We start from the raw sequence: 24,681 nt of genomic DNA on the forward strand, positions 1-24,681 counted from the left end.
CGATCTCTGCTGTTTTATGAGGCGTGATCATGAGACGCCGGGAAGAGTTCCAACCTGGGTTCGCGCCGAAGGAGCCGGTACATGACCGGCACGAAAATCAAGGTTGCGAATGTGGCGAAGAGAAGTCCGCCAATCACGGCGCGGGCGAGCGGCGCGTTCTGCTCGCCGCCCTCGCCAACGCCAAGAGCCATGGGGATCATGCCCAATATCATTGCTCCGGCCGTCATCAACACCGGTCGAAGCCGCGTGTAGCCCGCAAGAACCGCCGCGGTCGCTTTGTCGTCGCCGGCCGCGACGCGTTGATTGGCGAAGGAGACGACGAGAATGCTGTTTGCGGTCGCAAGCCCAAGGCACATCAAACCGCCCATCAGCGCCGGCACGCTGAGGTGGGTCCCGGTGAGAAACAGCATCCACATGACGCCAGCCAGGGCGAAAGGCAGAGCCATAAGGACGATCAGCGGGTCGACCCAGCTTTGGAAATTGATGACGAGAAGAAGGTAGACGAGCACCACCGCGAGCGCCATTCCGGAGAAGAGGCCGCCATAGCTTTCGATCATGGTTTCGACTTGCCCGCTAAGGGTTATTTTGACGGCGGAGTCGGATCTGTTGGCGGCGAGAATCTTATCTATGTCCGCGCCGACGGAGGCGAGATCGCGCCCCTCGACATCGGCATTGACGTCGAAAACAGGCGTGATGTTGTATTGCGACGAGACGATCGGAGCTTTGACGCGCCCAAACGTCGCGATGTTCATGAGCATCTCGTGCTGATCCGAGCCGGTTTTTGCCGTCACCGGTATGGTCCACAGATCCTGCGCCGACTTGATGTGATAGGTCGGCATTTGAACCACTAGCGGATAGCTCACGTTATTTTTGGGATCGACCCAGAAATTGGGGAGGGTCTGGGCGCTCGAATTCGTGCTGACGAGCACATTTTTGATGACCTCGTCCTCGCTGATGCCAAGCTGCCGCGCGAGGGTGCGATCGACGTCGATCGCGAGGGCGGGCGCGTCCGGCACCTGGGACACATGCGAGTCCACCACGCCCGGAATGTTGGCGAGACTGCGCGCGATCTTTGCCGCGACCGCGTAAGACTCGTCGCTGTTTGGCCCGGACACCCTGACGTCGATCGGCGCCGGCTGGCCGAAGTTCAGGACCTGATCAACGATGTCGGCCGGCTGGAAGAAAAACTGCAACTCAGGAAATCGCTTTGGCAACTCACGCCGCAAATTGGCGACATGATCCGCCGTCGGCGTGTGTTTCTCCTTGAGAGATATGAGGATCTCGCCGTCCATCGGTCCGATCGTCGCGGAATCGCTCAGGGCGATATTGATGCCGCTATAGGGCAGCCCGATATTGTCGAGGATGATGTCTATCTGATCCTCGCCGACAATCTTGCGGACGACGCTTTCGACTTCGGCAAAATAGCGCTGCGTCTCCTCGATTCTCGTGGCGGGAGGCGCGCGCACATGAAGCCGCATCTGGCCGGCGTCGACGCGCGGAAAAAAATCCCTGCCAAGCTGCGGAAAAAGCGGCAGCGAAAATGCGATCAAAAGAATGAAGAAGGCGCTCGTGACGCCTGCGCGCTTGACCGAGAAGGCGACGCTGTCGCGATAGGCTTCGCGGAACCGGCTGAAGCCCGATTCAAAGCCATGATGAATGGCGCTGAAGATATTGAAACCCCGGCGGCGGGACGCACCGGCGTCCGGTTCGGACGCATGGGCTTCGACTGAAGAACGCATAAGGAATTCGAACAATACCGGAATCATCGTGAAGGAAAGAGCGAGGCTCGCCAGCAGCGACACGATGACCGAAAGAGACATCGGCGAGAAGAGATATTTGGCTGTCCCCTGAAGCAGGAACACGGGCACGAACACAATGCAGATGGAGAGGGTCGAAAGCATGGTCGGAATGCCAACCTCGCCGCAGCCGTCCACGATCGCCACCGTCAGTGGTTCGCCCGACTGCAGATGGCGCTCGATGTTTTCAATGACGACCGTTCCATTATCGACGAGAATGCCGACGGCAAGGGCGAAGCCGCCAAGCGTCATGGTGTTCAAGGTCTGGCCGGAGATATAGAGCACGAGAACGGCCGTGATGATCGACAGCGGAATCGCCGCAAGAATAATGAGCGTGAGACGCCAATTGCCCAGGAACAGCAGGATCATGAGCGCGGTGAGCCCCGCCGCCAGCAACCCGCCCATGAGCACGCTGCTGAGCGCGGCCTTGACGAAAACGGATTGATCAAAGATCGCTTTGACCTCAACGCCTTCCGGCAGCAATTTCCTGATGTAGGGCAAGGCGTTTTTGACGCCCTCGATGACATCCAAAGTCGAGACGCCGCCCGTCTTGCGCACCATCATGAGCGCGCCTGGCTTTCCATCGACGGCGACGGAGTTGGTTTGAACCTGGTAGCCGTCATGGACATGCGCCACATCGCGCATAAATATCGTGCGTCCGTCCACCTCGCCCACAGGAAACTGGTTGATCGAGGCGATCGCGTCCGGGCTATTGTTCATCGCCAGCATATAGTCCTTGCTGCCGATCTTGACGTCGCCGGACGGCAATATGACGTTTTGCTGTTGGATCGCGCGGGCGACGTCCGAAGGCGTCAATCCGCGCGATTGCAAGGCCTGCTGGTCGAGATCGACCATGATGACGCGCGGCTTGCCGCCATAGGGATAGGGGACCTCCGCGCCATGGACGACCGCGAGAGCGGGACGAATCGTATTCTGGCCAAGATCATTCAGCTTGGTGTCGGGCAGGGAGTCGCTCGATAGGCTGAGCTGAATGATCGGCACGTCCGTCGCGCCATATCGCAAGACCAGCGGCGGCGTGATGTTCGGAGGCATATATTTCAACACGACAAGCGCGCTGCTCGCCAATTGCGACACGGCGCGCGTTACGTCAGCTCCTTGATGGAGGAAGACCTTGATGACGCCGACGCCATAATAGCTCGTAGCTTCAATGCGGCTGATATCATCGACGAGCGAGGCGAGCTGCCGTTCGTGCAGGGTGAGAATGCGGTTCTGGATATCCTCGGCGCTCATCCCATTATAGGACCAGACGACGCTGACCACGGGAATATCGATTTCGGGGAAAATGTCGATCGGCATGCGGAGCGCCGCGCCGGCGCCCAGGATACAGATGAGCATTAGACTTGCGGCGACGGTGTAGGGCTTTTTGAGAACAAACGCGACTAATTTCATCTAGGACGCCTTTGACCGCGAGCCGGCGACGTTGGTCCGCACGGCCATCGCAACGTTCGATTTCGCGCGCTCGTCGATTTTACGGTCATTAGAAACTCTTTCCTGGACCCGTGCAATGCTCAGCCGTGCTCCAGCCTGGAGTTCGGATCTCGGCAAAAAAACCGTGGCGAGCCAGCGAGCATTCAGCCAGCAGACGCCCTTCAGCCCTGTTGCGCTCGATGGCCGGCCCGATCGCACAATCCCATCATTAAAGGTTAGCTCATGTCTTTGCACTGTTGGTCAGTCCGTTCAACCGTCAAGGCGCTGATATGGCTCATCGCGAGAATATAAATATATCTTTATACAAGCTGAAAGGGAACAGTGGCAACGAGCGTGAAAGTCATGTCGAACCTTTGCCTCCGCCGCGCAAAACTCTGCGGCCGGAAACAGATTAGGCGGCCGCGGGAGAGAAAAGGCGCCCGTGGCTGGGACGCGCCAGCTGAGCTTCTAGCCCTTGTTGGATCGGCTCAATGTGGCGAAGCCGTCGCCAAGACGGGTGACGTCACGCTATCGCTCTCTTCGGAGTCCAGATTGTGAGGAGTGACCTCGAAGATAGCCCCCGGTTGATTGTCATCGACGCGCAGATCGAACCCGTGCAGATTACAAATCGTCGCCGCCATGTTCAAGCCGAGCCCCGTGCCGGGAATATGGCGGGACGATTCGGAGCGGTAGAACCGCTTGAAAATCTCGCCTCGTTCTTCCGGCGTTACGCCGGGTCCGGTGTCGGACACGCGAATGACGGGGCGGCCTGAATTCATTTTTGCAACGACCTGAACGGCCCCCTGTTCGGGCGTGAACTTGATGGCGTTGTCGATAAGGTTTGCGACCGCCTCGGTCATAAGCTCGAAGTCGCCGAGGCAGGGCGCCGGCGCTGGCGCGTCGAGAGTGAAGGTGATCGACTTGGCTTCCGCCAGCGGCTCGTAAAGGTTGAACGCGTTGGCGCAAACCTCGGCGAGATCGATCCGCCTGAATTCGCCACGCCGGCGTCCAAGCTCGATCTCGGAAATTCGCTGGAGCGCCGTTACCGTGGTGAGCGCATGGTCGAGTTCCGTCAACGCTCGCTGCGCGGCCGAGCGCAGACCCTGTTCCGATGGGGCGGCGAGACCGCGTTCGAGACTGATGCGCATGACCGCGAGCGGCGTGCGCAGATCGTGGGCGATATTGTCGCCGACGCTTTTGATCTGATCGAGGAGGCGGACCATCTCGTCGAGCATGAGATTGACGGCGCTTGCGATATGATCGATGTCATCCGGCCTTGCGCGGATCGGCAGCCGCTCGTGGAGATCTCCCCGCATGATCCGCACGATCGTCTGGTTGATGGTCTTGAGACGCCGGGCTCCGCGCAGACTGAAGATTAGCCCGACGATGAGCGCCAGCGCGACAGCCGGCGCGATGCCGATAGTCAGAGCCGCGAAGACGAGCTGCCGCAAGGCGTAAACTTCATAAAGACTGCGACCGAGAAGCACGACGCCGCCGCTCGGGCGGCGCCTTGCGACCATCATGGCCGGTTCAGTTCCGGAATCAATTCGCTTGAGCGGCAGCACTTCGACGGTATGCGGGAGGCCGTCAATGGCGAGCGAGCCCGGCAGCGCCGCGATATTGCCATAGACCGGCTTTCCATCCTTATTGAAAAGACCGACGTAGTCGAGCCTGCGCAGATCGCTCGCGAGCCGTCTCTCTAGCTGGCGTCTGAGCTGGTCCTCTGGTTCGTTGACGGCTCTTAAGACCTCCTCCGACAATCTCGCCTCGACGCGCCGGACGTCAAAAGTCGCGACCTGCCAATAGATAAACACGAACACGACGGAGGTGGAGGCTGTGACCGCGAGCGCGAAAAGGACAGCCAGCCGAAACGTGGCGGTCTTGAAAAGATCAAATATCCACATGAGCGCCGCCGCCGCCTCGACGACCGTTTCGGATAGGTAACGGCCCTACCACAGCGCCCGCCTCGGGACGCGGCTGGCCGACGCGAACGTCGACGAGATGGGTCCACTTAGCCCTGATCCCTTCGTATCGCAACGCCCCGATCGTCGGGCGGGCGCTCGCAAGCGCCCGGCCGACGATTGGAAGGCTTGGATCGACCGAACGCGCGAACCCGAAGGACGCGGCCTGCGGCGTGAAAGATGCCACGCTTTGGCCGCGTCTGTCCAATCTGCCGCCGACGTCCGAGCCCATGTCGGGCTCATTTTCGACAAGCGTTACGGGCTTCTGTCCGCGCGCTGATCTGATCTCCAGCAACCTTTCCCGCAACCTTTCAGCCAAATCGGCGATCGACGATCGCCGTCAGACTAGAAAGGATAATAGCGAAGGCTGAACAAGCCCATATTTTCCTGAGCTTTCGCTCCGCCGCCAATGCCCTGGAAGGAATACTTCTGGGTGAAGGAATATTGGAAGCCGGCGCGCAGCTGGCCGAACGAACCCTTGTAGATCTTATCCCATACTCCGCCGGTAATCTGGCGAATCAAGTGGATATTGCCGTTACAGATTGTGGAGCCCGGGATTGAGCATCCGGCGTTCGAGAACTGGGGGTTGCCGAGGCCGAAGGCGTTGACGGCGCCTCCGGTCACGATGTCCGAGTAACTCGCATTCTGATATTCTTCGCCAGCGTAGGCGTAGAGGTCGAGATCAGGCGTCGCGTGCCAGGTCAGCCCGGTTAGAAGCATGGTCTCCTGAAGCGGCGAGATCGTGCCATTCCAGTTGAAAGCGACATCGGGGAGCTGCGCGGAGCCGTAACGTCCGATGCCGCGTCCGGTCATGCCGGAGAATTGCACCTCAAGTTGTTTCGGAAGCAGAGAAACAAGGACAGAGCCGCCGAAGCCGCCGCCAGCGACGTCGTGATTGCTGTTGTTCACCTGGCTGTAGAAGTCGCGGAAGAGACCGAAGGCTTCCATGTGAACATTGTGGCCATCAAAGGTCGGATCCCAGGCGACCTTGCCGACGATGTCAGGCATGTGGTTGAGAGAGACGGCGTTCAGCGAGTTGAACAAGGACCCGCCCGGAGGAGCCTGGTTGAAGACGAGCGTGCTTGGAAGCGTCGCCGCGGTCGTGCCCACCGTCGTGTAGCCGCCAAATGTCGTCTGCGGGTTTTCGATCGACAGGGCCGCCCAGAAAGTCTTGTCGAAATCCTTGACGACGCGGATCTCAGGAGTCCGGGTCCAGACAAAGCCCGGCACGTACTGTGCGTCGATCGAGAGCGGAATATTCTCCTGGCGGGGAACGATGCCCTTCGTGCTCATCGTGACGAGCGACCAGGTTTGACCGGCGAGAAGATGCGCGCCGAAATCATCCTGGTCTACGGTCGCGTAAAGATGCCGGATGCGGGGGTTGAACGAGTTGCTCTCGTTCGAATTGGCGGTCTGGGCGGCGCCGAGGAAGTCGAGCTCCATATAGCCGGCAAGATGCGTCGTCGGATTGACGTCCCCCTGGGCCAGAAGCGAGGCGCGGCTCTGGCGCGCGCTCATACGGAATTCGTTGGCGTAGCCCGTGCGGACGTTTCCGTAAGGAATGTTTTGATATGGCGTGCCGATGTCGGCGCCGATGAAGCGGTCGCGGAAAACACCTTCGAGTGCGAGGAAGCCGCCGGGCGTGATGCTGACGCCGTTGATGTAGAGGCTCGGCGCCCCCGCTACCGGCAGGCCGCGGATAGAGGATTCGACGGCCGTGAGGCCGGTCGGGGCGACGCCGCCGAGGGAACCGAGAGCAACGCCGCTCGGCATTGATCCTGCGGCCGCCGGGGGCGCCCGGCGCGCCACATCGTGGATCTGGACCTGCGTTTCCTTTTGCTTGCGCGCCTGATCATTGACCTTGGATTCCAAGCGCTTCAGCTGCGCTCTCAGAGCGCGAATTTCGTCGGCCGTGTCATCGGCGCGCGCAGCGCTCTGGTAGCTCACAAGAGCGCCCAGTGTCATAGCCACAAGGGCTGGCTTGCTTCGGTATCGTTTCATGAATTTCGCGCCTTTCCCCAACAAGTGCAAACATCACGCCCCCCTAGAGCGCGAAGTCTGCGTATTGTTGTCTGTATTAGCAGCAAAAAAAGCTGTCAAAGAGAATCGCCTCGTTACAACTTACAAGGCTAAATTGAGTTGTATAGAAGCAACACTTCGCGTGAGTTTGTGAAGATTTTGCGACAGTTATATTGTATTTCGACATCCTACGCGCCCGTGCGCACGCATCCACAGGCGCTTCCGGCGCCGGGAGCGTCCGCCTGATCGGAGCGCCGTGGAACCAACCCTAAAATTTGATCGCTGTGTGCAGCCCGAACACCGCCGCGTCGCGGATGCGGCCCACAGCGGGGTTTATTGGGTCAATCGCGCCATAACGGGGATGGAAAATATACTGAAAATCTGGCTGGATCAGCCATCCAGGAAGGATCGGAGCCTGATAGCTGACTTCGAGCGCCATCTCATAGTTGCGAATGGGTAGAGCCGCCCCGGCAAAGTAAGCGCTCTGCGCATCGAGAGCGCTGACCGCGGGCGAAACGGGTGAATAGGCAGCCGCCACCCCGAACATGTCATCCGGCCGCTTGTCCCAGAGGCCCATGAAATTGATCGCCCCGTGGGCATAAAAATCCGCGGCATTGCGATCAGAAGGGGCCGCCGAGACGAACGCAAAAACGCCGACCCCTTTTCTCGGATCGTCTCCGGGCAGACGCCAAAGCATCTGGTTGATGATGCCGTAGACGCCGTAATCGCCGGCATGGGTCAGAGGAACGCCGCTGCTCGACGGATTGGCGAGAGAAACGCCATTCGTACTATAGAATTGATCGTTGAACTTGCCAAAATGATACCATGCGCCGAGCTTGGCCGTGCCTGCGAGGCCAGCCGAGTTCTTGTCCTGATTATATTTATACTGCACCTCGCCAATTAGCAGCGGCGGATCCCGGAGGCGGAAATTCACTCCCGATGGATCCAGTACTTCCTGTAAGCCCGTAAAACCTGCCCCGGATGGGTCGCCATTGAAAATGGCGGCGAGAAGAGTGGTCTGATCATTCGGGGTTATTTTCAGGCGAACGCCGGGCGTCGCCAAAGGATAGTTCGGTCCGCTGCTCGGCAGGTCCGCCGCCAATATATTCGGCCAGCCGAATGTCGCGTTGAGAAAAAAAGAATCGAGATCGCTGATGAGAAATTCAGAATCCGCAGCCAATTGGCCAATGCGGATGGATACCATATCGGCAAAAAGCTTTTGCTCAAACCAGGCTTCGAACAGCCAGGTGCTTGCGCGCGCCTCAATACTGCTGATCGTCAATTGATTGAATACGCAGCAGGTCGACAGGCCTGAGCCAATGACTTGATAGGAATTGACGTGGAAGGAGGCGCCCGTGAGACCGGCAATCCTCTGCAGATCGCCGTCAATCGCGAATTCGAGAAGATTCTCGTAAATTCCGCTCTGGCGCACCCCGCCCGTGGGGTTGCCGAAGACTTCGCCCGTATAATTGAGCTGCAAATTGAAGCCACGATCGAGCAGGGCCTGCTTGAAGTCCCTTAATGCCGGAACGCTTGAGGAAATCGAGGGCTGTTCGCTCGCTGGCGCCGCCGGCGATCCTTCCGACGGGGCTGACGTCGCGGGCGCCGCGTTCTGGGATTTCTCTGACTGCGCAACTGTAGTCGCCTCTTGCGCGTAAGCCGGGCTGCCAGAAAGCGCGAGCAGCCCTGCGAACAGGGCAAAAGGGATTGTGGTTCGCACGTCGCTGCGCCTCATTTTACCGGACCCTTCGCATCCGCGGAAGAACACTTATAGGGGTCCAATATTGTACGGGTTGGGGATCATTTGTTGCAATATCATGACAGCGGGCAAAAAACTTCGCGCAAAGAGGGCGCAACGCCGCGGAGCGAGCGCCTCTGCTGGAGTTGGTCGATTCTCGCGCTTACGCGGACGCGATCGCTTTTAAGACCGGTCGTGGGCGCAGTCGAATCGGATGCGCGCCGGTCACCTGCGGATCTCGGATCGGCGATCATGCGCTGACAGAAAGTGGCGAACCCGCGCAGGCCTGCTTCTTCGGCCGCGCGCCGCGATACGAGGTCGCGGATAAGACCGGTCACGCCACGCGCCCCCGATTCCCGGCGTTCCAATCAGTGGGAATGCCGGTGATGCAGATCGGGATAATGGGGGTGCCGGTGAACCATGCGCGCGTGCCCGTGCCAGTGCGAATGCGGCTCGCCAGCCGGATCGTTCTGGCCGTGTGGGTGTCGATGATGCTCGTCATGCACATGGGCGTGATCGTGCGCCATCACCTCATGGAGGTGCTCGTGCTCGTGCGCTTCCGTGATGTGGAGCCAGACGCCGATTCCCATCAGGATGGCCGCCGCCGCAAGCTGCAAGGTGACCGGATCGTGGAGAATGGCGACGCCGAGGACCGCTCCAACGAAGGGCGCGATCGAGAAATACGCCCCCGTCCGCGCCGCGCCGAGGTGGCGCAGGGCCAGAACGAATAGCGCCAGGCTGATCCCGTAGCCGACAAATCCGACCACGGCTGCGCCCGCAAGCAGCGCCGCCCCCGGCGCCGCGGCGCCCTGCCAGAACGCAAGCACGAGATTGATTGGTCCCGCGACAAGGCCCTTGATGGCGGCGATCTGCACGGGATCGGCGGCGCTCAGCTTGCGGGTCAGGTTGTTGTCGACGCCCCATGCGAGACACGCCCCCGCGATCGCAAGCGCGCCCGGGCCAACACCGGCCGGCCCGCCTCGCCATGAGACCAATAGGGCGCCGGCAAGAATCGCCGCCGCGCCGATCAGAAGACGCCGGTCGACGTTCTCGCGAAAAACGGTCCAGGCGATCACCATCGTGGCGAGGCCTTCGAGATTGAGCAGCAAAGCCGCCGTCGAGGCTTGCGTGCTGGCAAGCCCAAACATCAACAGCACAGGACCAACCACGCCGCCGGCAAGCACGGCGCCCGCGAGCCAAGGCAGATCGGAGCCGGTTAGGCGCGCCTCGGTCCGAGTCACGCCGCGCAGGCGTTGCAACATAATGACGGCGCCAAGACCGATCCCCGAGGCGAGATAGAGAATGCCTGCGAGGAGCCACGGATCAATCGTTCCGAGCAAAAGCTTGGCGATCGGCGTGCTGGCGCCGAACAGAGCCGCGGAGAGAAGCGCGAGCGCGACGCCCGCCGGGTTGACGATCTGGTGGCTTTGTCCGGACAATCAGAGAGCTCCTTGGGCGTCCACGGCGTGAAGCGGATGGGAGGCTCCAACGCGCCGTCCGCCGTTCATGCAACAGATGGCGCATGATCCGCGATAAGGATACCAGAAAAATTGGCGGCGCCTCGCTGACGCGCCGCCGCCGATCATCGTCGACCTGCCGCAATCACTACGAACTGGCTTTTTCGCTTATGAGGTCCAGTCGGGGTGGCGGCAAGCAAACGCTATTTGATCACGACGCCCTCATGCGCCTTTTGCTCTGGCAGTCCGATAATATCGGCTGCGACCTTGCTCTTGCCGAAGCGGGCGTAGAGCGCCGGCAACACCAGCAGCGTCAGCAGCGTCGCGCTGATCAGGCCGCCGATGACAACCGTCGCGAGAGGCTTTTGGACCTCGGCTCCGGTTCCAGTGGCCAACGCCATCGGCACGAAACCGAGCGAGGCGACGAGAGCCGTCATCGCCACGGGCCGTAAACGGGTGACGGCGCCTTCATAGATAGCCGCCTGGAACGGGAAGCCCTTATCGACAAGCTGCTTGATGTAGCTCAGCATCACCAGACCGTTCAGCACGGCCACGCCGGACAGCGCGATAAACCCGACCGCGGCCGAAACGGAAAATGGCATGCCACGCAGCCACAATGCAGCGACGCCGCCGGTCAGCGCGAGCGGAACAGCGCTAAACACGAGGAGCGCATCGCGCGGGCTGCCCAGAGCAGTATAGAGCAGCAAAAACATAAGGAAAAAGCAGCCGGGCACGACGACCATCAAGCGCTGCCTCGCGGCGGCGAGGTTCTCGAACTGGCCGCCCCAGGTAAGCCAATATCCTCCTGGAAGTTGCACCTGCTGAGCGACTTTCTGTTGAACCTCGGACACCAGCGAGGCGATGTCGCGGCCACGCGCATTCGCCGTGACGACAACACGCCGCTTGCCATTTTCACGTGATATCTGATTGGGCCCCTCCGACAGTTCAAACAACGCAACCTGCTTGAGCATGACGGTCGGCGGCCGGCCGGTCTTTGTCACAACAGGCAGCGGAACAGGCAGAGTCTTAAGCGCCTCCATATTCTCGCGCAGTTCGTCGTTGAGGCGAACGATGATCGCAAAACGCCGATCGCCTTCAAAAACAACGCCTGCGTCGCGCCCGCCGATCGCCGCGCCGATGACGTCCTGCACCGCCGAGACGCTGAGGCCGAGACGGGCAATTTCGGCTTTGTCGATCTTGATCTCAAGGAAGGGCAGGCCTCCCACCTGCTCGACCTTGACGTCCTCGGCGCCCTTGGTCCCGCGCAAAATGGCGGCGATCTGGTTTGCCACCTGCAACATCGGTTCGAATTCTTCACCGAAGACTTTGATGGCGAGATCGCCGCGCACGCCAGCGATCAATTCATTGAAGCGCCACTGGATCGGCTGCGAGAATTCGTAGGAATTGCCTACCAGCGCGCCTACGGCATCCTCGATCTGCTGCTGCAGCTCCTCTTTCGTCAAAGCCGGAGACGGCCACTCCTCTGTCGGCTTCAACATGATGAAAGTGTCAGACGTGTTGGGCGGCATCGGATCCGTGGCCGCCTCCGCCGTGCCTGTCTTTGAAAACACCGTTGCGACCTGCGGAAATTTCTTGATCGCCTTCTCCACCGAAAGCTGCATGGCTTGAGACTGGGACAAAGACGTGCTCGGAATGCGCAAGGCGCTCATAGCGATGTTTTTTTCATCCAGCGTCGGAATGAATTCCTGCCCAAGCTTGGTGAAAAGAAGCCCCGCCCCGACCAGCAGGACCACGGCGCTCGCGATAAAGATGAGGGGCCTTCGGATGGCGCGCCGTAACGCAGGCTCATAGAGCGCCTTTATGCCGCGAACAAAGTGATTTTCTTTTTCCTGGACGCGCCCGGTGATCAATATCGCGATCATTGCGGGCACGAAAGTCAACGACAGGACAAAGGCGGCGGCGAGAGCGATGATGACGGTGAGCGCCATCGGCTGGAACATCTTGCCTTCTATGCCGGTGAAGGTTAGCAGCGGCACGTAAACCAGAATGATGATTGCCTGGCCGTAGACGGAGGGCTTGATCATCTCTTCGGCGGCCTCGATCACCGTCGTGAGACGCTCTGGCTGGGTCAGGCGGCGCCCAAATTTGTGCTGGCGCTCGGCCAGATGTCTCAAGCTGTTCTCCGCGATGATGACGGCGCCGTCGACGATGAGGCCAAAATCGAGAGCGCCCAAGCTCATCAGGTTCGCGCTGATTCTGCCCTGGACCATGCCCGCCATGGTAAGCAGCATAGCGATCGGGATGACGAGCGCCGTGATGAGCGCCGCACGGAAATTGCCGAGCAACAGAAACAGCACGAAGATGACAAGGAAGGCGCCTTCCATCAGATTCTTGCTGACTGTCTTGACGGTGGCGTCGACGAGGACCGTGCGGTTGAGGATCGTCCTGGCTTCAATGCCCGCCGGAAGCGCCCCGTTAATCTCCTTCATCCTGGCGTCGACCAACGCGGACACGGTGCGGCTGTTGCCCCCGATCAGCATCAACGCCGTGCCGATAACCGCCTCCTGGCCGTCCACGCTGGCGCTTCCGGTCCGCAACTCCCGGCCGATCTTCACCTCCGCGATATCCTTCACCCGAATGGGGACGCCGCCCCGGGTCGTCACGACGACGTTGCCGATGTCCTCCATGCTTTCCAAGCGTCCGGCTGAGCGGACAACATAGGCTTCGCCATTATCTTCAACGTAACCGGCTCCCCGGCTCAGATTATTGCTCTCGATCGCCATGGCCATGTCGGCGAAGGAGAGGCCAAGGCCAACGAGTTTGGCTGGGTCTGGCTGGACCTGATACTGCTTCTGGAAGCCGCCGATGGAGTCGACGCCGGCGACCCCGGGCACCGTCTTCAGCTGCGGACGAATGATCCAATCCTGAACGGTGCGCAGGTAGGCCGCGCGCTCGAAATCGGTGGTGAGCTTCCTGCCCTCAGGGGTGAGGTAGCTCCCGTCGCTCTGCCAGCCTGGTTTGCCATCCTCGACGCTCGCGCCGTCGCCCCGAGGCTTATAACGGACCGTCCACATGTAGATCTCGCCAAGTCCGGTGGCGAGAGGTCCCATGCGCGGCTCGGCGCCAGGCGGCAGGATTGCCCTGGCCTCGTTCATGCGCTCATTGACCTGTTGACGGGCGAAATAGATGTCGACGTCGTCGCCGAACACAGCAGTGATCTGCGAGAAGCCGTTGCGCGAAAGCGATCGCGTATATAGCAGCCCCGGAGTGCCGGCGAGCGCGGTCTCGATCGGATAGGTGACCTGCTTTTCGATGTCGTTCGGTGAGAGCGCCGGCGCAATGGTGTTGATCTGCACCTGGTTGTTCGTGATGTCTGGAACAGCGTCGATCGGCAATTTGGTCAGCGACCAGGCGCCGAACGCCGCGGCCACGAGGGTCAGCAGCGCGACGAGCCAGCGCTGATGAACTGAAAAAGAAAGAATACGTGCGATCATGATATCGATTTCTGGTTCTATTCGCCCTTGCCGAGTTCGGCTTTGAGCAGAAAGGTGTTCTTGACCGCGATCTGTTCGCCTGCGGAAAGGCCCGAGGTGATTTCGACATTTTGCTCGTCCGACCTGCCGGTCGTGACGACGCGTCTTTGAAAGCCGTTGGGCGTTCGCACAAACACCACCTGTTCGCCGCCTATCGTCTGGAGCGCGGCGCGCGGGACGAGGACTTCCACAGGCTCTTCCTTGATCACAATGCTGGCCGTCACGGTCGAGCCTGGCCGCCAGATCGACTCTTTATTGTCGATTTGAGCGATCACTCGGGCCGAGCGCGTATCGGGATCGACAAGCGGACTAATGAAAATGATTTGTCCGACCCCTCGCGCGCCACTATTTCTTCCACTGGTGATGACGACCGTCTGGCCTTCCGCGATCACATCGAGATCTGTTGTAGCCAAAGCAATCTCGACCCAAACCATAGAGAGATCAGCGACGGTATAGAGATCTGGAGGATCGCCCTGGCTTCCGATCAGGGTTCCGACGTCCACCTTGCGCTCAATGACGCGCCCGGAGATCAGAGATCGGATTTCATATTCGCGCAGGCTTGAAACGCCGGATTTGAGGTTGCTTTCCTGTTTTGCAGCCTTCTCCACTTCGGCCGGGTCCAGTTTGAGCGCGGAGAGCTTCTGGCGAGCAAGGTCGAGCCTCAGCTCCGCCTCCAGATATGTCGCGCGCGCCTGGAGATATTGCTGTTCGGCGGAGATCTTTTTGCCCCATAAAATCTCCGCGCGTTCGAACATTGTCTTGCGCAGATCGAAGGCCACCGCTGCGGTCAGATATTCGCTTTTGGCGTCGGCGACTTCGCGGCTGTCGAGAACGGCCACCACTTCACCCTGGCTGACGGGATCTCCCAGCCGTTTGCGCATCTGAGTGACCGTGCCGACCACCCTGCCAGGCACCCGGGCGACCAGATCCATATCAAGAGCGATGGTGCCCGGCACGCTCAACCGGCGCGCGATAACGCCCTTCTCAACAAGAGCAAGCTTGATCTCCTGCGCCTCAATCTGCTCGGAGGAAATGTTGATCACGCCTTCCGGCGGGGCGTCAGCCACACCCTTGCTGTCGGCAGGGGTTGGCGCATCCTTCACCACTACCGGCTCGGCCTGTGTTGAAGTTTCCAAACGAGACAGGGGAACCCAGGCAAAGAGAGTCCGGGCCGCGGGGGACGCTTGCGACGCCAAGCCCCCAAGCGGCGCCTCTATGGCGAGGGCGGCCACGATCGCGAAAATGCGCTTCATCTGAAATATCTCATCTTGTGCAGGCCCTCAATTCAACTTCGTTTGGCGCCGGCTGCGCCAATCGCATCCGCTTCTCTTCGTCAGGCAAGGCCGGGATTGGCGTTCGAGCAAGCATATTCATTGTTTCGACTGACACGCGCGTGACGGCTCCGGCAGCATTCCATTCGGCGCTGAAGGCTTTGGCGTTCGCGGCGCAGGCGGCCGTGATGGCGAGCCATTCAAGCAACGGCGCTTCGGACGAATTCGCAGCCGCGTATCTGCGCGCGGCGCCGGTACCGCGGCTTCCCGCGCGAAGCTGCGTCTCGCCATCGTGATTATAGGCATCGCATCACCGTGGCCAGGTCCTCAGGGGCGCCGACCGCCCTTGATGCAATGGGAAGAACCAGCGTCGCCGCCAATCCTCCCAATCCTGAGTGGCCGAGGCGCAACTCGCCTTTGTAGGCTCGTGCGAGGTCACGGACGATGCCAAGGCCGAGACCCGCTCCGCCGCTGCTTCGGTCGAGGGGGAGGCCGCCCTCGACAATCTCCTGCGCCATAGCCGGCGCAATGCCGCGTCCATCATCCTCGACCGTGATTTTGCAGCCAGGTTCATCCAGCGTGGCCGTGACCGCGACCCGCGTATTGGCAAAGCGGCATGCGTTGTCGAGGAGATTACCTAGCATTTCATCGAGATCCTGGATCTCGATCGCAACCTCGACAGGGGTGACGAGCGTCACATCGAAATCGAGATTGCGCTCGCGATAAAGGGTTTCCATCGCGCGCACCACGTTCGAGACGCGGTCCGCGACGTCGCATCGAACGCCTGGAACGCCCGCAGCGGCCGCGGCCCGTGTGCGCGACAAGGCATGATCCAATTGGCGCCGGATCGCCACAGCCTGCGCTCGGATCATTTCGGAGGCTTCGCCGGCGTCAAGCGCAGCGACGGCGTTCGCGAGGATCGCCAAGGGCGTTTTCAATCCATGCGCGAGGTTGCCCGCCTGCACGCGTCCGCGCGTGACGACTTCCCGACTATGCGCGAGCACTGCGTTCAAATCCTCGACCAGTGGAGTGACTTCGGATGGGAACGCGCCGTCGATTCGTCCGCTCTTGCCGCTGCGAATCGCCATCACTTGGGCGCGGAGTCTGGCGAGCGGGCGGAACACCATCCAGACCTGGCCGGCGACGATGAAGGAAAGGCCAATCGCCAACACGGCGAATGTTGCGATCAAAATATAGGAAATCGAATCGATGGAGTCTTCGAGACTGACAACGTCCGCGGCGACGGCGGCTCGAACAACTTGCGGATAGCCGGGCAAGGTGACGCGGCGCTCGATTGCAACCAGTCGCTGACCGTCGGGGCCGGGAAGGCGATGGCGATGAATCTCCCCATCGGCCGGCGCATCGACCGGAAGCGGAAGCACGGCGTCCCACAGCGAACGCGAGCGGATGCGGTTTCCGGTCTGATCCTCGACCTGCCAATAGAAGCGGCTGTAGGGCCGTTGGAAGCGCGGATCGCTGAGCGCGCCCACGACAACCAGAGAGCCGGTAGAATCCTGCCCAACCCGAGCGAGCAACTGGTCGAGATGCGCGGAGAGTTCAGCGTCGAAGCGCCGTTCGAACTCACCGCGAATAAGATGGATCAGGAGCGCGCCCGTCACAGCAAAAGTCAGCGCGCAGACCAGCAAAGAGCTCAGCAAAACCCGGCCACGCAGCGATCGCATCAACTCCTTCATGACGATCCCAGCCGATAGCCGAGCCCGCGCACGGTCTCGATCGCATCAGCGCCGAGCTTACGCCGGAGCCGCGCGATGAACACTTCGATCGTGTTCGAGTCGCGCACAAAATCTTGCGCGTAGAGCGCTTCCGTCAGCTCGGCCTGGCTGACGATGCTTCCGGCATGGCGCATCATGTAGGCGAGCGTCTTGAATTCGTGGGCGGTCAAACGGATCGCTTGACCGTCGCGTCGGGCTTCCGCCGCCGCGAGATCAAGCTCAAGGCGACCGTGACGCAGGATGGAGCTTGCCTGACCATGCGCCCGGCGGATCAAAGCGCGCAGCCGGGCCGCGACTTCCGCTATTTCGAACGGCTTTGCCAGGTAGTCATCCGCGCCTGCGTTGAGTCCAATGAGTTTCGCATGCCAATCGCCGCGAGCGGTCAGGATGAGCACAGGAGTGTTTCGATCCGCCGCGCGCCATTGCCTCAGAATGTCGAGTCCGTCCATGTCGGGCAGACCAAGGTCGAGAATGATCGCGTCGTAGGATTCCTCGGCCCCAAGATGAGCGCCGTCCTCTCCAGTCGCGGCGACATCCACGGTAAAAAGCTCTCGCTCAAGACCTTGCTTGAGTTGAACCAGCAAGAGGCGATCGTCCTCGATGATCAGCACGCGCATCAATCATCCTCATCCGGCTTGGGTTCGGCCGGCGCGTCCGACAGCTTTCCGTCAGGCAGCATTTCTCCGGTGCGCGCATTGAGCCGCATCAATCTTATGGCTCCATCGCGCGCGATCACACGAAGCTCGTACACATAACGGCCGTCTTCACGCTCGAGATCCGCGCGTAGCAACTGATGGTCGCCAATCTGTGCGCGCGCGATGATTTCGCTGAGTGGAAGGATCTGGCGCGCCTCAAGCGCAGACAATGCGCGATCCTGGTCATGCACGGCCATCGCGCTGTGTGGGACGACGAGCGCCGCCGCGACAGCGAAGGGAATATATAAGCGTGTTGCAGGCACGTTTGCGCACCATAATGGTTAGCCAAAAGGAGAGTTGCGCCTTGGCGAAGGCTTTCGAGGATCACTTCACTCATATGGATAGAAGCGCGGAGGCCGGCAAGATTGACGACATCCTGCCGCTGGCAAACGCCCGGAAAGCAGCGTCATTCGTCATCAGCCTTTCGACGAAACTCCGGATCGCAAACCGCTCATGTCCGTTTCCGCCGTCGTCGCGCCGACCGGCCGCGAGGCAAATATATATGCGCGCCGAGCTGAACCTGACCTGAACGGCGGTTATCCGCTTTCGAAAGAGCATTTCGGCCGTGTGCGAGTCGTCGTCTCGATTTCATGGGCGCCATCTTCCACGAGCGCGCAAGGCGGCGCGCCTGACGGCGTTCAGGCCTTGAGGCGTCTTTGATTGTCGGCGCAGCCCTTTGACCTCGGTCAAGGCGCCGACATTGCGCTTATGCTAATGTGATTTTAGTCGATGGCGCCGGTGGTTGGAAAATATGACGGGAGGGCTTTGTCTATTTGCGCTCAGGCGTGCGTGTTCGCATGGGGCGAAGCCGGGGCAGAGCGCGTTGATCCCAGACAGCGATCGAGAGCCGAGGAGCGGCCGATGGATTTGACCACTCGCTATATGGGACTTCGCCTCAAGAACCCTCTGGTGGCGTCCGCTTCGCCCTTGACCGGCAAACTTGACAGCATCAGGCTGCTCGAGGACGCGGGCGCGGCGGCGCTCATTCTGCCGTCTCTCTTTCAGGAAGAGCTCGAGGCGGAGGGCGCGCGCTACGCGACCAGCAATGTTCCCTCGCCCGCCGACTACAAGGTTGGGCCGCGTCATTATCTGGAGCTCGTCCGCCGCGCGGGCAGGGCGGTCGACGTGCCTGTGATCGCCAGCCTGAACGGCGTCACCAATGAGGGCTGGATCTCCTACGCGAAGCTGATCGAGGAGGCCGGGGCCAAAGGACTGGAGCTCAATATTTATTTCATTCCGGCCGATCTCGCGATGACCGGCCAGGCCGCCGAGCGGCGGTATCTCGACATTTTGCGCTCTGTCCGCGCGGCGGTGTCGATCCCGGTCGCCATAAAACTCAGTCCCTATTTTAGCTCGGTTGGCAATATGGCGCTGGCCCTGCAGGATGCGGGCGCCGACGCCCTCGTGCTGTTCAACCGGTTCTATCAGCCCGATCTTGATCTGGCGCAATTGCGGCTTTTGATGAATCTGACACTCAGCGATCCAGGCGAGATCCGTCTGCCTCTCCTTTGGCTCGCCATCCTCGCAGGCCGGGTGAAAGTCTCTCTCGCAGCCAGCACCGGCGTCGCCAGCGCCGACGAAGTGATGAAATATCTTCTGGTCGGAGCCGATGTGGTGATGACCACCTCGGCATTGTTGCGACATGGTCCCGGCCATATGGCCGTCTTGCTTGACGGGCTGAGAAACTGGCTCGCGTCAAGGGACTTTGATTCGCTGGAGCCTGTCAGAGGCCTCATGAGCCAGCGCAAGCTGAAGGATCCGCAGGCCCTGGAGCGCGCCAACTATATCGAGATTCTGCAGGGATATGGCCAGGGTTGACCCTGCGGATTTCCCTGCCCGCGCGCACGAGGGCCAACTCAATTTGATCCAGTCGGCTGGCGCCGCTCGATGGGAAGAGGTGTGGCGCGGCCAAAATATGCGCGGCGATCATGTTCGAGAGAGCTGCTTGCGCTTCGCAGTCGGAGCAGATCCTTTCGGGCGATGAGGCCGACGAGAACGCCGCTTTCGGGGTCGACGATCGGCACGCGTCCAACGTTGGCGGCGATCATCAGATCGGCGACGCGGCCAACCACATCGTCAGGATGCGCGACCGGGATGGAGGCGTCGGAGACAGCATCGTTCAGGGTGGCGGCGGGATGGCGCCCCTCGGCCTGCCAACGCAAGGCGTCGGCGCGCGACGCCGCGCCGACAAGGCGTCCATTCGGCTCTACGACCGGGTAGCACTGGCGTCCGTTCTCGCTCGCGCCGAAAAAGGCGGCTGCCTGGTCGAGCGGCATATCCGCTGGCAGGGTATCCACGGTCCTGACCATGATGTCGGACGCCCGCGTGAGCTCGAAAGGATCTATTCCGTATTCGCGTGTCACATGCTGGCCGCGGCGCGCGATTTTTTCGGTGAGGATCGAGCGGGGGAGCAGCAGCACTGTAACGGCGTAGGCGGCGACCGTCGCCGCCAGTAAAGGCGTCAGCATGTGAACGTCGCCAGTGAGTTCGAGCGCGAACAAAGCTCCGGTGAGCGGCGCGCGCATCGTGCCGCCCATCATCGCCGCCATGCCGAGCAGCGCCCAGGCGCCGGGTTCGCCGGGCAGCAGCAGCCCGATGAGCCAGCCCAGCGCGCCGCCCAGGATCAGCAAGGGGGCGAGCACGCCCCCTGACGTCCCTGACGAAAGGGCGACGAGCCAGATGCCGGCCTTGACGAGCAGAATGGCCGCTACCGCCTGCGCCAGAACATGCCCGCTCAAAAGATCGCCAATGACGTCGTAGCCGACCCCGAGCGCGCGCGGCTCGATCAGGCCGCCGAGCCCGACCACGAGACCGCCGAGGGCGGGCCACCACATCCAGTGGATCGGCAGCCGCTCGAACGCGTCTTCAAGCTTGTACAGCAGGGCGGTGAGCAGCCCCGACTGCAAACCGGCAGCGACGCCGACGCCGGCGCAAATCAGTAGCCCGTACCATGGCAGCGTCAGCTGAAAGCTGGTGGGGAACAGCGGCCCTGCCTGAAACAGCATCGGCCTCCAGCTGATCGAGACGCCGACCGAGACGGCGACCGGGATGAAGCTGCGGGGCTTCCATTCAAAGAGCAGCAGTTCGACCGCCAGCAGCACGGCGGCGATGGGCGTGCCGAAGATCGCCGTCATGCCGGCCGCCGCGCCGGCCACGAGAAGCGTCTTGCGCTCCGCGGCGCTGAGATGAAAGAACTGGGCGAACAGTGAACCAATCGCCCCGCCGGTCATGATGATCGGCCCCTCCGCGCCGAAAGGGCCGCCCGTGCCGATCGAGATCGCCGAGGACAAAGGCTTCAGAACTGCAACCTTGGGAGACATGCGGCTGCCGCCGATCAGGATCGCCTCGATCGCCTCCGGGATGCCATGCCCGCGGATTTTCTCCGATCCGAAACGCGCCATCAAGCCAACCGCCAGGCCGCCAAGGCAGGGGGCCAACGCCATCCATGGCGTGCGCGGGACGTCGCCCATCGCGACGAAGGCTGTGCTGATCCGGCCAAGCCAGACGAGATTGGTGACGAGAGCGATCAACTTTATGAGAAGCCAAGCCGCGAACGCGCTACCCGTCCCGACGACGAGAGCCATGGCGATCAAGACGAGGACGCGCCGGTCGGTGGTGAAATCCGCAAGTTTTTTCTTCTGGGGCATCTTTTTGAACGGCGTTGCTTCACGGTTATTGGTTGCTGCGGCGGACCCGTGCATGGAATTCCTGACCCTGTGGTGAACACATCGCCGGTCGGCGGCCGATGCCGGCCTCGCTAACGCGGCGGGCTCGAAATACATCGTAATACGATATAATGCAATCTTGAGGGGGGCTGGGTTGAACGAAGCGGATCCGAAGGCAGAGCCTGCGCTGGCTCAGGCTGACTATGAGGCGCTGGCGAACCTTCGCTATGAGCTGCGCCGGTTCATGGCGTTCAGCACGTCGGCGGCGCAGGGCGCGGGTCTGCCCTCGCAACAGCACCAGGCTCTTCTCGCGATAAAAGGAAGCCCGGGCGGACAAGCCATGACCGCGGGACTGCTGGCCGAACGGCTGCTGATCGCGCCGCACTCGGCAGCCGAGCTGGTCGGCCGTCTTGTCGACGCGGGCCTCGTTACCAGGATGACCGATCCGGAGGATCGCCGGCGTCTGACGCTCGCTCTGGCGCCCAGAGCCGAGGCCATCCTCAATTCGCTGAGCCGCATTCATCTAAAGGAAATCAGGGACATGGCGCCGCTGCTCATCGACGTATTGAGAGCTTTGTGTGGATGAGCGCCGCGTCTGGCCTAATGCGGCGGCATCGGAATGAAGATCGGCGGAACGCCAGGAAAATTCGATCGGCTTTTGATCCATGCATCGTCCGCGCCCTGAGGCTTCAGGTAGACGTAAAAGCGATTGTCGCGCTCGACGATATCGTCCTTGGGCTCGCTGCTCTGGCTGATCAGCATGTCGCTTTGGATGAGAACGTGCATGTAACCGGGGATGAGCTGCGACCAGTCTTTCAGATCCGTCTGGAACACAAGCGAGTATTCGCGCCCGCCGTCGAGCTTGACCACACCCCAGACGCTCCCAGGAGGAGCCTGCGCGGGCGCTTCCTGCCAGGTCAAGCCGACCTGAACGTAAACGCGCGGCGGGTTGAGCATCACATAGAGCGGGGTCGCCGGATTGGAATTCTGCATGTTTAGCGTCGCCCTGTAGGACTTGCCGTCCGGCTCATAAGCGACCCGCGTCAATTCGACGTAAAGGCCGCCGAACGCCGCGTTACGAAGCGCCAGCTCCGCCTGGTCGCGCGCTGCGAGGGCGCGCCGCTGAAACCAGCCGACGCCAAAATCGGCCAGGTAGAAAAATCCGACCACGAGCAGCAAGATCTGCAAGGGGCGGGAATCGAAAAAGCCGAACCCACGTCCAAGCCCGGCGGAGCCGGGCGACGGAGCGCGGGTGCGGCGTGATGGGGCCGCGCCGCGAATGGCGGCTCGCAAATCGTCCGTAGAGACTGCCGCTGCCGGGACTGCGGGTTCCAGCGCCCCCGTCGTCGCCGTCGCGGTGGCGGCCGGCGTCCCCTCCAGGCCGTCGACCGCGACCAGCGTCCGCCAGAGGCTGACGATCAGTTCGTCCTTCTGCGCATCCGTGAGCTGATCGAGGTCCGGCAGTTTGGGCGGGCGGCGCACGATGCTCAGCCCCTCGCGCGGCTCATGGCGATGACGCCATCGGCCATCTGCACAATCTGTTCGGCCCCCGCGGCCAAAGCGAGATTGTGCGTCACGAGGATCAGCGTGGCGCCCCGCTCGCGATTGACCTGCAACAACAGCGTCATGATTTCGCGTTCGGTTTGTTCGTCGAGATCAGACGTTGGTTCGTCGGCGAGCAGCAGGGCTGGATCATTGATCAGCGCCCGCGCGATCGCCACGCGCCGCTGCTCGCCGGCGGACATCTCCGGGGGATAGGCGTCAAGGTAGGCGCCAAGTCCAACGTCGTTCAGGAGCCGGGAAGCGCGCGCATAGGGATCCTTTTGCTCGCCGCTGCGATCGAGCAGGAGGGGCAAGGCGACGTTGTCGATCGCACGCAGCGTCGGCAGCAGGCTCGCGAACTGGAAGACGTAGCCGATCCGGCGGTTGCGAAAATGCGCCAGGGCGTCGTCGCCGAGCGACCAGAGGTCAGCGCCTTCGATCAAAATCTTGCCCGATGTCGGTCGGCTCAGCCCGCCGATCATTGCCATGAGGGAGGATTTGCCGGAGCCCGAACGGCCGATGATCGCCGCATATCGCCCGGCGCCGACTTCGAGATCGACGCCGCGCACGGCATCCACTTGGCCCCGGTCCGAGCGATAGGTCTTGGTGAGGGCGAGGCAGTTCAGCACGATTCAGCCCTCGCCGCGAATAAGGTCGTAGGGTTCGTGGCGGCTGGCCCGCCACGCCGGCGCCAGCGCGCCGACGGCTCCAATGAGCGCCGCGCCGCCGAGGCAGGCGAGCGCGACGAGCACAGTGCTCGCGCGGTCAAGCCAGAGAAACGGAATCCCCATCTGCAACAGGTGATAGACCAATGACCGCTCGAACAGCCGCAGCAGAAGCATGCCGAGCAGCACGCCGATGGCGCCGCCTGCGCCAGTTGCCGCCACGGCCTCAATCACTATCATTCCGACGATCTGCGAACGCCGTGCGCCGACAGCCTTGAGCAAGCCGAGTTCGCGCCGTCGTTCGGAGACGATGGCCGAAAACAGCATGCTCACCATCACGGCTGTGCTTGCAAACATCAGCGCGACGAGCGCGAGCGCGCCAGCGAGCAGGGCCGTGAGACTCTGGCGGATGCCGGTAAGCAGCGATCCTCCGCTGACCACCTTGACGCCCGAGAGCTTGGACAGCAGGGCAAAACGCACCTGCAGCTCGCTGGCGCCAGGCGCCAGCTCGATAAGAAATCCCGTGACCTTGCCCGGATCCAGCATGGGCGCGACTTCGCCAGTGCGTTCGCGAATCGCGGGCGCAAGAGCCAACAGACTTGACGAGCGCATAAAATATCCGCGTTCATGCGTCCCGGCTCCGGTGCGCCCAAGCTTTGCGAAAACGCGGAATGGCTTGCCGAAGATCGTGATTTCGGAGCCGAGAGGCAGGTTCTGGGCGGCCCCGAGGATGACGTCGTCCGGCCCCATCGCGCGCCCGAGCCGCTCCGAAATCCAGGGCTGGACGGTGAAGTCGCTTGCGGGATCGAAGCCGATGAGATCCACGTTTTCCCCGTGGCCTCCCAAGCCCGATCGTGTGGTGCGAAAAACGCGCTGAGGCGTCGCCTTGCCAATGCCGGCGATTGCGGCGCGCTCGAGGAGATTGGCGTCGACAGTCTGGCCGGTCGGTTCGACCGTCAGCAGCGCGACCGTGATGTTGGTGAGCGCGTCCTGCGCCACCACCATCAGATCGGCGCCGAGCCGGCTGAATCCGATCTCCATGCTGGTCTCGATGCTTCGCATCGTCACGGCGCCGGCGAAGACAATGGCGCTGCTGACGGCGACCGCGGCGAGCAGCAGGCCGGTGCGCGACTTGCGGCGGCCGAGATTCTGCAGCGCGAGGCTAACCAGCAGCCAGCGGGGAGCGGCGGGAGCTGCCACGGCCTGCTAGATCCGCT

At 61.6% G+C, this 24,681-nt stretch carries 16 protein-coding genes; 2 read left to right on the forward strand and 14 right to left on the reverse strand.

From position 1 onward, the window contains the following. Window positions 1–14 precede the first annotated feature (14 nt). The 10 genes from SIN04_RS01410 to SIN04_RS01455 all read right to left on the reverse strand — a co-directional run bounded on the left by SIN04_RS01410 (window position 15) and on the right by SIN04_RS01455 (window position 17,855). Window positions 15–3,206 (reverse strand): efflux RND transporter permease subunit, encoded by a 3,192-nt coding sequence (locus SIN04_RS01410; protein ID WP_134492764.1) that lies wholly within the window; start codon window positions 3,204–3,206, stop codon window positions 15–17. Window positions 3,207–3,712: 506 nt separating this feature from the next. Then, window positions 3,713–5,128 (reverse strand): sensor histidine kinase, encoded by a 1,416-nt coding sequence (locus SIN04_RS01415; protein ID WP_134492766.1) that lies wholly within the window; start codon window positions 5,126–5,128, stop codon window positions 3,713–3,715. A gap of 402 nt (window positions 5,129–5,530) precedes the next feature. Then, a complete protein-coding gene (locus SIN04_RS01420) occupies window positions 5,531–7,186 on the reverse strand; it encodes a hypothetical protein (protein ID WP_341263912.1) in 1,656 nt (551 codons plus the stop codon). A 286-nt stretch (window positions 7,187–7,472) separates the two neighbouring features. After that, window positions 7,473–8,939 (reverse strand): carbohydrate porin, encoded by a 1,467-nt coding sequence (locus tag SIN04_RS01425; RefSeq protein WP_322847434.1) that lies wholly within the window; start codon window positions 8,937–8,939, stop codon window positions 7,473–7,475. 371 nt (window positions 8,940–9,310) lie between these two features. Then, window positions 9,311–10,381, reverse strand: a complete 1,071-nt coding sequence (locus SIN04_RS01430) for a DMT family transporter (RefSeq protein WP_244606021.1) — start codon at window positions 10,379–10,381, stop codon at window positions 9,311–9,313. Window positions 10,382–10,602: 221 nt separating this feature from the next. Then, window positions 10,603–13,854 carry a CusA/CzcA family heavy metal efflux RND transporter gene (locus SIN04_RS01435; protein ID WP_322847435.1) on the reverse strand — a complete coding sequence of 1,084 codons (3,252 nt, stop codon included), beginning with the start codon at window positions 13,852–13,854 and terminating at the stop codon, window positions 10,603–10,605. Between the two features lie 17 nt (window positions 13,855–13,871). Next, on the reverse strand, window positions 13,872–15,146 hold the full coding sequence (locus SIN04_RS01440) for an efflux RND transporter periplasmic adaptor subunit (RefSeq protein ID WP_134492774.1): 1,275 nt from the start codon (window positions 15,144–15,146) through the stop codon (window positions 13,872–13,874). Between the two features lie 314 nt (window positions 15,147–15,460). After that, window positions 15,461–16,846, reverse strand: a complete 1,386-nt coding sequence (locus SIN04_RS01445) for an ATP-binding protein (RefSeq protein WP_166796050.1) — start codon at window positions 16,844–16,846, stop codon at window positions 15,461–15,463. Window positions 16,847–16,854: 8 nt separating this feature from the next. Then, window positions 16,855–17,514 carry a response regulator gene (locus SIN04_RS01450; RefSeq protein ID WP_134492778.1) on the reverse strand — a complete coding sequence of 220 codons (660 nt, stop codon included), beginning with the start codon at window positions 17,512–17,514 and terminating at the stop codon, window positions 16,855–16,857. Then, window positions 17,514–17,855: a PepSY domain-containing protein gene (locus SIN04_RS01455; protein ID WP_134492780.1), complete on the reverse strand. Its 342-nt coding sequence runs from the start codon at window positions 17,853–17,855 to the stop codon at window positions 17,514–17,516. The genes SIN04_RS01450 and SIN04_RS01455 overlap by 1 nt, the downstream gene beginning before the upstream one ends. A 598-nt stretch (window positions 17,856–18,453) precedes the next feature. On the opposite strand from SIN04_RS01455, the gene SIN04_RS01460 reads away from it, so the two are divergent. Then, window positions 18,454–19,410: a dihydroorotate dehydrogenase-like protein gene (locus SIN04_RS01460; RefSeq protein WP_134492782.1), complete on the forward strand. Its 957-nt coding sequence runs from the start codon at window positions 18,454–18,456 to the stop codon at window positions 19,408–19,410. Between the two features lie 38 nt (window positions 19,411–19,448). Here the strand turns inward: SIN04_RS01460 and SIN04_RS01465 are convergent, their stop codons facing one another. Continuing rightward, complete coding sequence (locus tag SIN04_RS01465; protein WP_244606022.1) at window positions 19,449–21,239, reverse strand: chloride channel protein; 1,791 nt, start codon at window positions 21,237–21,239, stop codon at window positions 19,449–19,451. Between the two features lie 262 nt (window positions 21,240–21,501). Here SIN04_RS01465 and SIN04_RS01470 point away from each other — a divergent pair, with 262 nt between their 5' ends. Beyond that, on the forward strand, window positions 21,502–21,843 hold the full coding sequence (locus tag SIN04_RS01470) for a MarR family transcriptional regulator (RefSeq protein ID WP_134493183.1): 342 nt from the start codon (window positions 21,502–21,504) through the stop codon (window positions 21,841–21,843). A gap of 14 nt (window positions 21,844–21,857) precedes the next feature. Here the strand turns inward: SIN04_RS01470 and SIN04_RS01475 are convergent, their stop codons facing one another. The 3 genes from SIN04_RS01475 to SIN04_RS01485 are packed head-to-tail and all read right to left on the reverse strand — an operon-like array spanning window position 21,858 to window position 24,664. Next, a complete protein-coding gene (locus SIN04_RS01475) occupies window positions 21,858–22,739 on the reverse strand; it encodes a hypothetical protein (RefSeq protein WP_134492786.1) in 882 nt (293 codons plus the stop codon). A 5-nt stretch (window positions 22,740–22,744) separates the two neighbouring features. Beyond that, window positions 22,745–23,428 (reverse strand): ABC transporter ATP-binding protein, encoded by a 684-nt coding sequence (locus SIN04_RS01480; protein ID WP_134492788.1) that lies wholly within the window; start codon window positions 23,426–23,428, stop codon window positions 22,745–22,747. Between the two features lie 3 nt (window positions 23,429–23,431). After that, window positions 23,432–24,664, reverse strand: a complete 1,233-nt coding sequence (locus tag SIN04_RS01485) for an ABC transporter permease (RefSeq protein ID WP_134492790.1) — start codon at window positions 24,662–24,664, stop codon at window positions 23,432–23,434. Between the last annotated feature and the right edge of the window lie 17 nt (window positions 24,665–24,681).

It is taken from the genome of Methylocella tundrae, from assembly GCF_038024855.1.
Taxonomy (GTDB): Bacteria; Pseudomonadota; Alphaproteobacteria; order Rhizobiales; family Beijerinckiaceae; genus Methylocapsa; species Methylocapsa tundrae.